Source organism: Amycolatopsis sp. WQ 127309, assembly GCF_023023025.1.
Lineage (GTDB): Bacteria > Actinomycetota > Actinomycetes > Mycobacteriales > Pseudonocardiaceae > Amycolatopsis.
The window spans coordinates 8846205-8858637 of the sequence record NZ_CP095481.1 but is presented as its reverse complement, the minus strand read 5'-3'; the positions used below and the strand labels follow the sequence as shown (position 1 = coordinate 8858637).

13 protein-coding genes are annotated in these 12433 nt (G+C 72.0%); 5 read left to right on the top strand and 8 right to left on the bottom strand.

Going from position 1 to position 12433, the window contains the following annotated elements:
- Positions 1 to 376 precede the first annotated feature (376 nt).
- Positions 377 to 640 (bottom strand): hypothetical protein, encoded by a 264-nt coding sequence (locus MUY22_RS38995; RefSeq protein ID WP_247052192.1) that lies wholly within the window; start codon positions 638 to 640, stop codon positions 377 to 379.
- Positions 641 to 857: 217 nt separating this feature from the next.
- Between MUY22_RS38995 and MUY22_RS38990 the strand changes: the two genes are divergently transcribed.
- The gene (locus MUY22_RS38990; RefSeq protein ID WP_247052191.1) at positions 858 to 3200 is read left to right on the top strand and encodes an alpha-L-fucosidase; all 2343 of its coding nucleotides are present in this window, start codon (positions 858 to 860) and stop codon (positions 3198 to 3200) included.
- On the opposite strand, the gene MUY22_RS38985 is transcribed toward MUY22_RS38990, so the two are convergent.
- The 3 genes from MUY22_RS38985 to MUY22_RS38975 all read right to left on the bottom strand — a co-directional run bounded on the left by MUY22_RS38985 (position 3197) and on the right by MUY22_RS38975 (position 7277).
- Complete coding sequence (locus MUY22_RS38985) at positions 3197 to 4381, bottom strand: 4-hydroxybenzoate 3-monooxygenase (protein WP_247052190.1); 1185 nt, start codon at positions 4379 to 4381, stop codon at positions 3197 to 3199. The genes MUY22_RS38990 and MUY22_RS38985 overlap by 4 nt on opposite strands.
- Positions 4382 to 4408: 27 nt before the next feature.
- Positions 4409 to 5863: a glycosyltransferase family 39 protein gene (locus MUY22_RS38980; RefSeq protein WP_247052189.1), complete on the bottom strand. Its 1455-nt coding sequence runs from the start codon at positions 5861 to 5863 to the stop codon at positions 4409 to 4411.
- A gap of 85 nt (positions 5864 to 5948) precedes the next feature.
- On the bottom strand, positions 5949 to 7277 hold the full coding sequence (locus MUY22_RS38975; RefSeq protein ID WP_247052188.1) for a diaminopimelate decarboxylase: 1329 nt from the start codon (positions 7275 to 7277) through the stop codon (positions 5949 to 5951).
- 81 nt (positions 7278 to 7358) lie between these two features.
- Here MUY22_RS38975 and MUY22_RS38970 point away from each other — a divergent pair, with 81 nt between their 5' ends.
- Positions 7359 to 8240 carry a LysR family transcriptional regulator gene (locus tag MUY22_RS38970; RefSeq protein ID WP_247052187.1) on the top strand — a complete coding sequence of 294 codons (882 nt, stop codon included), beginning with the start codon at positions 7359 to 7361 and terminating at the stop codon, positions 8238 to 8240.
- Between the two features lie 59 nt (positions 8241 to 8299).
- The gene (locus MUY22_RS38965; protein ID WP_247052186.1) at positions 8300 to 8494 is read left to right on the top strand and encodes a DUF2630 family protein; all 195 of its coding nucleotides are present in this window, start codon (positions 8300 to 8302) and stop codon (positions 8492 to 8494) included.
- 6 nt (positions 8495 to 8500) lie between these two features.
- Here MUY22_RS38965 and MUY22_RS38960 read toward each other — a convergent pair whose 3' ends face one another.
- On the bottom strand, positions 8501 to 9787 hold the full coding sequence (locus MUY22_RS38960) for an NAD(P)/FAD-dependent oxidoreductase (protein WP_247052185.1): 1287 nt from the start codon (positions 9785 to 9787) through the stop codon (positions 8501 to 8503).
- A gap of 166 nt (positions 9788 to 9953) precedes the next feature.
- On the opposite strand from MUY22_RS38960, the gene MUY22_RS38955 reads away from it, so the two are divergent.
- Positions 9954 to 10340, top strand: a complete 387-nt coding sequence (locus tag MUY22_RS38955; protein ID WP_247052184.1) for an STAS domain-containing protein — start codon at positions 9954 to 9956, stop codon at positions 10338 to 10340.
- Positions 10341 to 10382: 42 nt separating this feature from the next.
- Here MUY22_RS38955 and MUY22_RS38950 read toward each other — a convergent pair whose 3' ends face one another.
- The 3 genes from MUY22_RS38950 to MUY22_RS38940 are packed head-to-tail and all read right to left on the bottom strand — an operon-like array spanning position 10383 to position 11358.
- Positions 10383 to 10646 (bottom strand): DUF4235 domain-containing protein, encoded by a 264-nt coding sequence (locus tag MUY22_RS38950; RefSeq protein ID WP_247052183.1) that lies wholly within the window; start codon positions 10644 to 10646, stop codon positions 10383 to 10385.
- Entirely contained in the window at positions 10643 to 10948 is a 306-nt protein-coding gene (locus tag MUY22_RS38945; protein WP_247052182.1) for a DUF3618 domain-containing protein, read from the bottom strand. Before MUY22_RS38945 ends, MUY22_RS38950 begins: the two co-directional genes overlap by 4 nt.
- Positions 10945 to 11358, bottom strand: coding sequence for a phage holin family protein (locus tag MUY22_RS38940; RefSeq protein WP_247052181.1), 414 nt, complete (start codon positions 11356 to 11358; stop codon positions 10945 to 10947). The genes MUY22_RS38945 and MUY22_RS38940 overlap by 4 nt, the downstream gene beginning before the upstream one ends.
- A gap of 167 nt (positions 11359 to 11525) precedes the next feature.
- On the opposite strand from MUY22_RS38940, the gene MUY22_RS38935 reads away from it, so the two are divergent.
- Positions 11526 to 12365, top strand: a complete 840-nt coding sequence (locus tag MUY22_RS38935; protein WP_247052180.1) for an aldo/keto reductase — start codon at positions 11526 to 11528, stop codon at positions 12363 to 12365.
- Positions 12366 to 12433: the final 68 nt, after the last annotated feature.

Sequence of the window (12433 nt, the reverse complement as noted above, 5' to 3'; positions counted from 1 at the left end):
CCAACACGGCCGCTGGAGCGGCCGACATGCCCGTGGAGTGGCCAACACGTCGCTCGCGACGGCTAACTCGCCGTCCGGAGTGGCCAACACGCTCGCCGGAGTGGCCAACACACTGCCCGGAATGGCCAACACGGCCGCAGGGTCTATCCCGGAATCCCGGGCGTGTTGGTCGTTCCGGGCGCTGTGTCGGCCATTCCGGGCGCCGTGTTGGCTGCTCCGGGCGCTGAGTTGGCCGTTCCGGCGGAGGCGTCGGCCCGTTGAGGGGCGCGCGTGCCGGGATTCTCGTCACCGGCGAGTAACCCCCGAAAGCCGTGAATGGCACATCGAGAGACTTCAAGGCCCTCGATGTGCCATCCACGGCTGGGGAACAGCAAGCTCAAGCGGCGGCGGGGACCACGTCCAGTGCGCGGTGCCCGGCGTCGGTCAGTTCGGCCGGTGTCCACTGGCCGGGCGCCGCCAGGACCGCGGCGCGGATCAGGCCGGCGCGGGCCAGGTCGTGGGCGGCGTTCTGGTCGCAGCACGACAATCCGTCGACGCGGAGGTCGGGTTCGCAGCTGCAGCGGAGTTCGGCACGGCCCTCGCCGACCGCTTTGAGCATGGCGATCGCGCGGCGGCTCAGCGCGCTCGGGTGGGTGGACATGGTCTGGCCTCTCGGTCCGGCTGGGTCTGGTGCGAGTGCTGCAGCTCGTCACTGAGAACCACGCGCCGGACGTGAGCCCGGTTCACTTTGATCGTCCCTCTTGACACGGCGAACCCGGACGAGCAGGGTCAGTCATCGGATGAATCAGCTTCAGTAACCACAGATCGGCCCACTGGGGGGCCAGTCTGCCCGTACTCATCCGATCCCTGGAGGTTCAGTGACGACCTTCCCTCGCCGTCAAGCACTCGGCATGGCCGCCGGCGCCGCCGTGGCGCTGAGTGCGGCCGGCCTGACGCCCGCCGCGGCTTCGGACGCCGCCGGCGACACGCCCGACACCCCGATCGTGCCGCCACCGCCGCCCGTCCCGGTGGCGCTCGACGCCTGGTTCTCCAACGACGGCATCGACAGCGCGGCCGCCACCGGCGGCGACTTCGACGGGTCCGGCTACACCTTCCCGGCCGAGCAGCTGCCGGTCGGGCGGACGGCGACCGTCGGCGGCGTCCCGTTCCTGCTCGGCTCCGCGGCCGCCGGGGCGAAGAACAACGTCGTCGCCACCGGCCAGACGCTCGACCTGCCGAAGGGCCGCTACTTCGTCGCGTACTTCCTGGTCGCCGCCAGCTACGGCACCACCGGCGGCACGGCGACCGTGCACTACGCCGACGGCAGCACCAGCACCGGCTCGCTCTCCGGCCCGGACTGGTACACCGGCAGCGGCGCGCTGGTCTCGTCGTTCCGCTACGCGCCGGGCGGCGTCGTCGACGCCAACCCGGTTTCCCTGGCCACCGGCCAGGTCTGGGTCGACCCGGCCCGCGACGCCGTCGCGCTGACCCTGCCGACGACCGCGGCACCCGCGCCGAACGTCTCCAGCCTGCACGTCTTCGCGCTCACCCTGCAGCCCGTCGCCGTCGGCCGGTCCGCGCTGGTGCTGGACGGCCGCTCGACGGCGAACCTGCTCACCGACGGCGGGCCGCAGGCCGCCGAGGCGACCGTGGTGAACGCCGGCACCGTCTGGCTCGGGGCCCGCGACCGCGTCACGGTGACCCTCGACGTCCCCGGCGGCCGCACCACGGTCCCGGCGACCATCCGTGCGCTCGCGCCGGGGGAGCAGGCGACCGTCCGGCTCGGCCTGGCGCCGAACGCGTCCGTCCCGCCCGGCACGACCACGAACGGCCAGCTGCGCGTGACGGCCGGGCGCGGCACGCTCGCCACCCAGCAGGTGCCGATCACCCTCGGCGTCCCGGACTTCCGGCCGACCGACGCGTCGCTCTCGACGCACCGCGCGCCTTATTGGTTCACCGACAGCAAGTTCGGCATCTTCATCCACTGGGGCGTCTACGCCGTGCCCGCGTGGGCGCCGGTCGGGCAGCAGTACGCCGAGTGGTACTGGCAGAACCAGCAGGACCCCAACGGCGCGACCTACGCCTACCACGCCCAGAAGTACGGCGAGAACTTCGGCTACGACGACTTCATCCCGATGTTCACGGCGAAGAAGTTCGACCCGCGCGCCTGGCTGAAGCTGATCGCGGACGCGGGCGCCGAGTACTACGTCCTGACGTCCAAGCACCACGACGGCTTCGCGTTGTGGGACACCAAGGTCAGCGACCGCAACTCGGTCAAGCTCGGCCCGAAGCGGAACGTCATCGCCGAGCTGTTCGCGGCGTCCCGCAAGTACACGCCGCAGCTGCGCAACGGCCTGTACTTCTCGCTGCCGGAGTGGTTCAACCCGGACAACCCGTGGATGGGCCACGCGCCGCGCAACCCGTACACCGGCGCGCCGGTGCCCTACACCGGCTACACCGCGGGCAAGGACTTCGTCCGCGACTACCAGGCGCCGCAGGTGCTCGAGCTGATCCGCGAGTTCGACCCGGACGTCCTGTGGTTCGACATCGGCGGCGACAACGACAGCCGCGACGTGCTCACGGAGTACTTCAACCGCGCGAAGAACCGACGGCACCCCAAGGACGTCACCTACAACGATCGCGGCGGCATCCCGGACCACGACTTCACCACGCCGGAGTACACGACGTACCCGAACACGGTGGTGGCGAAGTGGGAGGCGAGCCGCGGCCTGGACCCGTTCTCCTACGGCTACAACCGCGCGACCCCGGACGACGAGTACATGACGGCCGAGGAGGTCGTCCGCACGCTCGTCGACATCGTGTCGAAGAACGGCAATTTCCTGCTCGACATCGGCCCGGACTACGACGGCACCATCCCGGCGGTGATGCAGCAGCACTTGCGCGACGCGGGTGCCTGGCTGAAGGTCAACGGCGAGGCGATCTACGGCACGACGTACTGGTCGCGGATGGCCCAGCTCGGCGACCTGCGGTTCACGGTCAAGCAGAACGAGGCGTTCTACGTGCATTCGCTCGCCGCGCCGGGCAGCCGCTTGGTGGTCGACGCGCCGGTCCCGGTCCGCTCCGGCGACCGCGTGACGCTGCTGGGTTACCGCGGAAACCTGCACTGGAGCGTCGAAAACGGCGCCCTGGTGATCGACGTCCCGGACGCGGCCCGGCAGGCGGGCCGCTTTGCCTGGGTGTTCAAGATCGCCTGGAGCTAGAAGTCGGCGTTCTTGCCGATGTACAGCTCCGCGAACGCCGCCACCGCGGCGGGCGATCCCAGCAGGCGGCGCATCCGGGCTTCCGCGATGCGCGCCAGGAACGGGTTGTCCGTCGCGGCGGCGGTGTTGTGGAAGATCTCCGACAGCCACAGCGAGAACTCCTGGTACTGCCAGACCAGCGGCAGGCACGCGGCGGAGTACCCGGCCAGCCGCGTCGGATCGCCGGCGTAGTGCGCCTGCAGCGCCTCCGTGAGCAGGAAAGCGTCGTGCAGGGCCAGGTTCATGCCCTTCGCGGCGATCGGTGCGACCAGGTGCGCTGACTCGCCCGCCAGGTGCAGCCGGCCGTGGGACATCGGCTCGACGACGTAGTTGTGCATGTCGAGGATCCGCTTCTCGATCAGCTCGCCTTCGACGATGTCGCCGCCCGGCACGGTGAGGCGCGCGTGCAGCTCTTCCCAGACGCGCTCGTGCGGCCAGTCCGCCTCGGTCTCGCCCGGTGCGGTCTGCAGGTAGAACCGGGTCACCGTCGGGGTGCGGGCCATGTGTGCGGCGAACCCGCGCGGGTGGATGCCGAACAGGACGCCGTCGGCGGACGGCGGCGCTTCCGCGAGCAGCGCCAGCCAGCCGATTCCGTAGTCGTGGTGGGCTTTCACCGTGGTTTCCGGCGGCAGGTGGCCTTGTGACACCCCGCGCGCGCCGTCGCAGCCCGCTACGAAGTCGCAGTCGACGCGGTGCTCGCCGTCGGCGGTCCGAAATGTCACCGCCGGCGAGTCCGACGTCAGGTCGTGCAGCCGGACGTCGCGCGCCCCGAACACCGCTTCGCCGCCCGCGTCGGTGTACTGCGCGACCAGGTCGGTCACCAGAAGCTGTTGCGGGTACACGAAATGCCGCTGGCCGGTGACGTCGCCGTAGCGCACGACGTGCCGTTGCCCGGCGAAGCGGAACTCGAACTCCTCGTGCCGCGGGGCCGTCGCGACGAGCTTGTCGCCCAGGCCGCGCGCTTCGAGCCCGCGGACCGCCCACTCCTCGATGAACCCGGCGCGCGGCCGCTGTTCGATGAACCCCCGGCTCCGCTCTTCCAGCAGCACGCAGGCGATCCCCGCGCGCCGCAGGAGGTTCGCCACCGTCAACCCGGCCGGACCCGCCCCCACCACGACCACCGCCGTGCGCGTCGCCACCATGCGCCCGAGGGTAGCGAACCGGGCAATTCAGTAAAAGCGCCGCAGCTGCGGCCACGCCGCCGACCACGGCCGGGTCAGCGTGTCGCACAGCGAGATCGTGACGCCGTCCTCGTCGTTGTCGACGCCTTCGGCGTTGTGGTGCGTCGCCACGGCGTGGCAGCCGGTGATCAGCCGCGACGCGGGGGAGCCGCGCTCGATCCGGCCGATGACCAGCACCGGCCCGACCATGCGATCCGGCGGCGGTCCCCAGTCGGCGTAGGACATGTGCGGCGAATACGGCTGCGGCAGTCCGCGTTCGGGCCCGTAGTACTCGAGCGCGCCGGCCTCGCCGTAGTTGTCGGTGAGGATGACGGCGGTGTCCTTGTCCGGAACCTGAGCCCACGCCGTCGCGACCGTGTCGGCGAACCCCGGCCAGCCGACCTGCTCGCCGGGTTCCTTGTTCACCGCCAGCAGCACGCCGTTCAGTGCGGTGGCCGGCACCACCGGGAGTCCGATGAGGACGGACACGACCACGCACACCGCCGTCACCACGCCGATCGACGCCCGCAGCACCGTCCCGGTCCGCGTCAGCCACCGCAACGCGGGTTCGGCGCCGAGCGCCACCAGCGGCAGCAGCAACGGCACCGAGTAGTACGGCTTCCCGCCCAGCGCCAGGAGTTCCACGCAGACCACGGGGTAGGCGATCACGAGCGCGCGGGCCCAGCGCACGCCGGCGTCACGCCACGGCCGGACGAGCCCGGCGATCCACACCGGCACCAGCACCGGCGACAGGTAGACCAGCTGCATCGGCACGAACAGCACGCGGTTCTCGCCGCCGTCGTCGTCGCTGATCCCGCCCGCGACGGTGAGCATCGGCCAGCCGTGCGACGCCTGCCAGAGCACCACCGGCGCGGTCAGCACGGCGGCGACGCCGATGCCCGCCGCGAGCCACCACGTCCGGAAGACCCGGCGCGGCCCGGCGACGGCCACGCCGATGCCGAGCCCGGACAGCACGAGCAGCACCAGCCACTTGTTCATCATGCCGAGCCCGGCCGCTGCGCCGACGGCGAGCCACCAGCGGCCGTCGCCGGTGCGCAGCAGCCGCAGGCCGGTGAACGCGATCAGCGACCACAGCAGCGTGTCGGCCGAGTTCGTCGCGAGCATGTGCGACACGACCAGCACGTACGTCGAGAGCGCCGTCGCCACCGCGGTGAACACCTGGACACCGCGGCCGCCGCCGAACTCGCGGGCGATCAGCACGACGACCACGACCGTCGCCATGCCCAGCAGGGTCGCGGCGACCCGCAGACTCATCGGGGTCTCGCCGAACAACGCCGTCGACGCCCGCGCGAGCCACGGCGTGATCGGCGGCTGGTCGACGTAGCCCCAGGCCGGTCGCTTGCCCGCGGCGAGGAAGTACAGCTCGTCGCGGTGGAAGCCGTACCGGCCGGACAACAGCGTCAGCACCACGGCCTGGACAGCGACGACGAGACCGACCGGCAATGCGGCAAAACGTGACAATGACCCGGATTCGCGACCGGCCCCCATGGCAGTCTCCCCTCGGCGTCCGAGGATCGTACGCTCTTGATCACCCGATCGGGAGCGCTCCGACGTATTCGCCGCCGGCGTCCGCGACCAGCTCTTCGAGGGACTGCGCCCGGCGGATCGGGGTGAACCGGACGTCGCCGGCCACGCCGATGTCGAAGCCGTGGACGGCCGGGCGCGGCAGCGTGTTGTACGCGTAGTGCGCGCCGAAGTAGTACGCGCCGGTGTCGTGGGCGACGACGAGGTCGCCGGGCTCCAGCAGCGGCAGCGGCCGTTCCCTGGCGAGCAGGTCGCCCGCGAAGCACAGCGGCCCGGCGACGTCCTGCGGCACGTCGGGGCCGGTCTTCGGCACGCCTGCGGCGTCGTACGCGCTGAGCCGCAACGGCCAGTGCTCCGGCTGCAGCACCGTGCGCGCGGCCACCTGGGCCCCCGCGTGCGTCACGGCGATGTGCCGCCCGCCCGCGACCTTCGTGTACTCGACGGCGCTGACGAGGAAACCGTTCTTCGCCAGCAGGGACCGGCCGAACTCGGTGACGTAGGTGTAGCGCCCGTCGCCGAGCGCCGGGACCCGCGCGAGCAGCGTCTCGACGTAGTCGGCGTAGGTCGGTCCGGGTTCGTCGGAGTCGAAGTTCACCGGCAGGCCGCCGCCGAGGTCGATGCTGGTGACCTGCCGGTACCCGGCTTCGGCGTTGATCTCCTCGGCGAGCGCGTGCACGGCGGCGACGCCGTCGGCCATCAGCCCGGGCGGGCAGCCCTGCGACCCGACGTGGACGTGCAGCCGGCTCAGCCACGGCCGGTGCGCGAACGCCTCGAGCAGCAGCGCGCGATACCCGTGGTCCCGCAACGGGATACCGAACTTCGACGCCGCCGTCGCCGTGCTCGTGTCACCGATCCGGCCGGCCCCGACCTGCGGGTTGATCCGCAGGCCCAGCACCGAGCGGGGCGGCGCCGCGCCGACGAGCCGGTCGAGCCGGGCCAGCTCCTGGAAGTTGTCGGCGTTGATCGCGGTGCCCTCGGCCAGGGCGTGGGCGAGCTCGCCGACGGTCTTGGCGGGGGAGTCGAGCACCAGCCGGGGCCCGCGGAGCCCGGCGGCCTCCGCGACCGCCGTCTCGCCGGGGCTGGCGACCTCGGCGTCGATCCCGAGGTCGCCGAGGAACCGCAGCAGCGGCGCGAGGCCGCACGCCTTGGCGGCGACGGTGTGCTGGACGTGCCCGAGCGGGGCGAAGGCCTCGGTCAGCTCCTCGACGGCCGCGCGGAGGCCGGCGAGGTCGACGAACCCGGCCATCGGGTCGACGAGCCGCCGGTCCGCCGCGGCGGTGAGGGCGAGCAGCCGGCGGTCGGTGCGGGCCGGGGAGGCGCTGGTCGTGGTCATGTTCCCAGGACAGCAGCGGACGGCCGTACCGGTCCAAGACGCAGACCCGATGAGACCATAGGACGCGCCTATAATGGCGGGGTGGACCTGCGCCGCTGGCACTACTTCGCCGTGCTCGTCGAAGAGATGCACTTCACCAGGGCGGCCGCCCGGCTGTTCGTGTCGCAGCCGTCGCTGAGCCAGCAGATTCGCGCCTTCGAGGCCGAGCTGGGCGTCGCGCTGCTGGACCGGTCGGGCCCGCGGTTCGCGTTGACGGACGCGGGCCGCGTCGCCGCGACGGAGGCCCGGGAGCTGCTGGACCGGTTGGACCGGGCGCGGGGCGTGATCACCGCGGCCGGGCGCGGCGACTCGGGACGGCTCCGGATCGCGTACACGCGCTCGGCACCCGGCCCGCTGGCCGGTGACCTGGTCGCGGCCTACCGCGCCCGCTTCCCGGGTGTCGAGCTGGCCCTGGAGACGGGCTGGACGAGCTTCAACCTGGCCCGCCTGGCCGCGGGCGAGATCGACCTCGGCTTCGTGCGCCCGCCGGTCACCCACCCGGGTGTCGCGGTGGCGGCGGTCGGGTCGGAGGAGGTGCTGATCGCGCTGCCGTCCGGCCACGACCTCGCCCGCCGCCGCGGCCGCCTGCGGCGGGCCTGGATCGCGGCCGAGCCGGTGGTCTTCTGGCCGCGCGAGAACGGCCCGGGCCAGTACGACGCGATCAGCGCCCAGGTCTGGCCGGCCGGCGTCCCGCCGATCGTGCGCGAGGAGCCGGAGGACGAGCAGCTGATGCGCGCGGTCGCCGAGGGCGCGGGCATCGCCGCGGTGCCGGAACACCGGGCCCGCGCGTTGCGCCGCAAGGGCGTGGTGCTGCGCCGGCTGGAGGAACCGGTGCCGCGCATCGACCTGGGCCTGGCCTGGCGCGCGGGGTCGGTGTCCTCGGTGGTGCGGGCGTTCGTGGACCTCGCGGCGGGAACGCCGTGAAGATCCGCCCACCGGCCGGCCGGGCTATGCTCTCGGAGGCTCCCGTCGAAGGGTATTCCATGGCAGGCCACGAGATCACCGACCGCATCGCCGACCTGATCGACGAAGAACACCGGCTGCGCACCGGCGCCCTCCACCACGGTGGGCTCACCGCGGACGACCGCGTCCGGCTCAAGGACCTCGAGCGCCAGCTGGACTCGGCCCTCGAGCTGCTGCACCGCCGCCAGGCCCTGTCCGTGTTCGACGACGAATAGCGCGGCTCAGCGCCGGGGCAGCTCGGGGGAGTCCGTGTCCAGCGGCACCGAGCGCGCGCGCACCAGTCCGAGCTGGACGGTCTGGCGGCCGGTCAGCGACTCCAGGACCCAGTCGGCGACTGTGCGCACGCGGTTCCCCGGCATCGCGCTCAGGTGGTAGCCGCGCGTCACGGCTTTGGCCAGGCGGCCGGAGAGCGGGATGTGCAGCGGGTTCGCCGCCGCGGCCCCGGCGCCGAGGTCGACGACGAACCCGAGGTCGTGGTGGCGGTAGCTGCGGGTGCGGCCCTGGCCGAGTGACGCCGCGACGTTGCGCCCGGCGAGCGTGCCCTGGCGTTCGGCGTGCTGCGCGGTCATCGCCGTGTAGCGGCCCGGCCGGGTGAGGTCGGGCACCGCGGCCGCGTCACCGCAGGCGAACACGTCGTCGCGGCCCGGCACGGTCAGCTGGGCCGTGACGACGACCCGGCCCTTCGCGGTCTCCAGGCCGAGGTCCGAGACCAGCGGGTCGGGCCGGACGCCGACGCACCACACGAGGGTGCGGGTCGGTACCAGGTCGCCGGTGGTGAGGGTGACGCCCTTGGCGTCCGCGTGGTCGACCGACGTCTTCGTCAGCACCTCGACCCCGCGCGAGCGCAGCACCTCGTCGGCCGTCTTCCCGAGCCGCCGGTCGAGCTCGGGCAGGACGCGCTCGGCGACGTCCACCAGCAGCCAGCGGATCCGCTGCCCGGCGAGCTCGGGGTGCCGCGCGGCCAGCGCGTCGGTGAAGGCCGGGCCCTGCGCGGCCACCTCGGTGCCGGTGTACCCCGCGCCGACGACCACGAACGTGCAGCGCGCGTCGCGTTCGGCCGGGTCCTCGGCCGCCGCGGCCAGCTCGATCTGCCGGGTGACGTGGTCCCGCAGGTACAACGCCTCGGGCACGCCGCGGAAGCCGTGCGCGTACTCCGGCACCCCCGGGATCGGCAACAGCTTGTTGACACTGCCCGCGGCCAGCACCAGCCGGTCGTACCCGATCCGGTGCTCTTCGTCCTCGGGATCGGTGTACGTGACGGCCCGCGCGTCGAAGTCGACCGCCGTCGCTTTGCCGAGCAGCAACCGGACCCCCGGCAGCGTCTCCGGGATCGACACGGTCACCCGCCGCGGGTCGAGGATCCCGGCCGCCACCTCCGGCAGCAACGGCAGGTAGAGGAAGTAGTCCGTCGGGTTGAGCACGACGATCTCGACGTCCTCGGCTTCCTTCCGCAGGCTCTTCGCCGCGTGGTACCCGGCGAACCCGCCGCCGACGATCACGACACGCATGGATCTCCTTCCGGGGCACCGATCTTGGTCCTGGCGGATTCCCCCAGGTCGGGGGAAGAAAACCCGCGGGGTTGACCTGTCGGCGCAGGGGCGTACGGTCGGGTGGTTGGCTGTTGTTCAGACACGTGCTCCGGTCAGCGCCCCTGAAAGCCGCGAAGGGAGCGCCATGTACCACTTGTTCCGCACGATCGACGAAGCCGGCGGGTTGACCGTCACGACCACCGAACGCCCTGGTGGTGTCCGCGTCCTCACCCTGGTGGGGGACATCGACGCCGCCACCGTCGGCGTCCTCGACGAGGCCCTCGCCACCGGTGACCGCCTGGTCGCCGACCTGTCGCGGGTCGGCTTCCTCAGCTGCGCCGGCGTCCGGTCCCTGCTCGAGGCGGACGACCGCACCGAACTGGCCGTCGTCGCCGGCGGGCACGCGGTCACCCGGTCGCTGGAAGTGACCGGTGCCGACCTGCTGCTGAAGCTGCACCGCCGCACGGGCGACGCGCTCGCCGCGCTGGCGGCCGTGGGCCTGCCCGCCGCGGAAGCCGGTCCGGACGCGTGAGCGCACCGGCCCGGCCGTCCACTGTGGCCGGTCGGCTCGGGTTCAGTCGTCCGGCCAGTCGCCGGTCGCCTTGCGGTAACCGACCGCGCCGGCTCGTTCGGTAGCGGCCTTGACGGCACCGAAGATCGCGCCCTGGACGGCGGCCGCGATGATCACCTGGGTCCAGGTGTAGTCGCGGTCGATCGCGTCCGGGGCGTCTTCTTCGCCGGCCGCGCGCTTCCAGACCTGCTTGAAGACCTGGCCCGCGAGGAGCCCGCCGAGGGCACCGACACCCCAGCTGAGCGGTTTGTAGACGACCTTGTTCACGAGTTCCTCCGTCGCGCGATCAGCCGGATCACGATCACCAGGCCCAGCACGCCCGCGAAGACCGGCAGCGGGTTGCTGCGCACGGCGTCGGCGCCTTGGCGGAACTTCACCGCGGTCGGCTCGTTCGTGACGTCGGCGACCTTCAGCGTGGCCTGGTCGAGCTTGCCGTCGATGTTCTCGGTGACCCGGGTCTTCACGTCGAGCTTCTGCCCGAGCGCGTCCAGGGTCTCGGTCAGCTCTTCACGGGTGGCGTCGCGGTCGAGCCGCGCCTCTTCCGCGTTCTTCGGGAAGTCCCCGCTCATGAGTGCACTCCCTGTTTCACGGTGTCCACGTCTTCGCGGACACCGGCGATGGCTTCCTCCGGCACCGGCGGCACCGCCTGCGTGACTTCCTTCTTGCCGACCAGGGCGGCGACCCCGGCGATCAGGAACAGTGCCACGGCGACGATCAGCGCCGCCAGCCAGGCGGGGACCACGAGCGCCAGTGCGAGGATCGCGGTGGCGACCAGCGCCCCGACGCCGAACAGCGCGAACAGCCCGGCGGCGCCGAACAACCCGGCGCCGAAGCCCATTTTCTTGCCCTTGTGCTGCAGCTCGATGACCCCGAGCCGGATCTCGTCCCGGACGAGGCGCTTGACCTCGTCGGACAGGTCCGACACCAGCTCGCCGACCGAGCGTTCGGCCGCGGGCTTCTTGTTCACTTCTTCGATCACGGAATACCTCCTGGGGCCGGGCTACCCGCGTTCCGGCGTGGATAACCACGCCGGATTTGCCCGGGTAACCGCGCTGTCCTGCGGAAGGTCACTCGGAAGAGTGAAACCGTGGGGTGGGTACCGGCCCGTGGCGTTTCGCGTCCGGACGCCTCGGGTAGGCCGGACGCATGACCACCACGACAGCCAATGTCCCCTCTGTGGAACTGAACAACGGCGTCCGGATCCCGCAGTTCGGGTTCGGGGTGTTCCAGATCCCGGCCGACGCCACGGCGAACGCCGTGCGGACGGCGCTGGACGCGGGCTACCGGCACATCGACACCGCGCAGATGTACCGGAACGAGGCGGGGGTCGGCGCGGCCATCGCGGAGTCCGGCCTGGCGCGCGAGGACGTCTTCGTCACCACGAAGCTCGCCAACGACGCCCAGGGTTACGACAACGCGATCACCGCGCTGGAGGGCAGCCTGCGGCGGCTCGGGCTCGACCACGTCGACCTGTACCTGATCCACTGGCCGCTGCCGAAGACCGGCAAGTACGTCAAGACGTGGCAGGGCTTCGAGGACATCCTGCGGGCCGGGAAGGCCCGCGCGATCGGCGTCTCGAACTTCCAGCCCGAGCACCTCGACCGGCTCGCCGAGGAGACCGGCACGGTGCCCGCAGTCAACCAGATCGAGCTGCACCCGGCGCTGCAGCAGGCGGAACTGCGCGAATACCACCGCGCCCACGGCATCGCGACCGAGGCGTGGAGCCCGCTGGCCCGGGCCGAGGTGCTCGAGGACCCGGTGCTGACCGGGCTCGCCGAGAAGTACGACCGCACCGCCGCGCAGGTCGTCCTCCGCTGGCACATCCAGCTCGGGAACATCGTGTTCCCCAAGTCGTCGACGCCGGAGCGGATCCGGCAGAACATCGACGTCTTCGGCTTCGAACTCGGCGAAGAGGACATGGCGGCGATCGGCGGGCTCGACGACGGCCACCGCACGGGGCCCGACCCCGACACCTTCACCGGGTGACGGACGCGTTTCCCTGCGCTACCCGCCGGGTACCTCTTCCGGAGAGGTCCCCCAGGAAGGAGCGTCCG

Excerpts from the sequence above, each read along its gene's own strand:
- MUY22_RS38995 (WP_247052192.1), bottom strand. The coding sequence starts at position 640 with ATGTCCACCCACCCGAGCGCGCTGAGCCGCCGCGCGATCGCCATGCTC.
- MUY22_RS38985 (WP_247052190.1), bottom strand. The coding sequence starts at position 4,381 with ATGGTGGCGACGCGCACGGCGGTGGTCGTGGTGGGGGCGGGTCCGGCC.
- MUY22_RS38975 (WP_247052188.1), bottom strand. The coding sequence starts at position 7,277 with ATGACCACGACCAGCGCCTCCCCGGCCCGCACCGACCGCCGGCTGCTC.
- MUY22_RS38965 (WP_247052186.1), top strand. The coding sequence starts at position 8,300 with ATGGCAGGCCACGAGATCACCGACCGCATCGCCGACCTGATCGACGAA.
- MUY22_RS38960 (WP_247052185.1), bottom strand. The coding sequence starts at position 9,787 with ATGCGTGTCGTGATCGTCGGCGGCGGGTTCGCCGGGTACCACGCGGCG.
- MUY22_RS38955 (WP_247052184.1), top strand. The coding sequence starts at position 9,954 with ATGTACCACTTGTTCCGCACGATCGACGAAGCCGGCGGGTTGACCGTC.
- MUY22_RS38945 (WP_247052182.1), bottom strand. The coding sequence starts at position 10,948 with ATGAGCGGGGACTTCCCGAAGAACGCGGAAGAGGCGCGGCTCGACCGC.
- MUY22_RS38935 (WP_247052180.1), top strand. The coding sequence starts at position 11,526 with ATGACCACCACGACAGCCAATGTCCCCTCTGTGGAACTGAACAACGGC.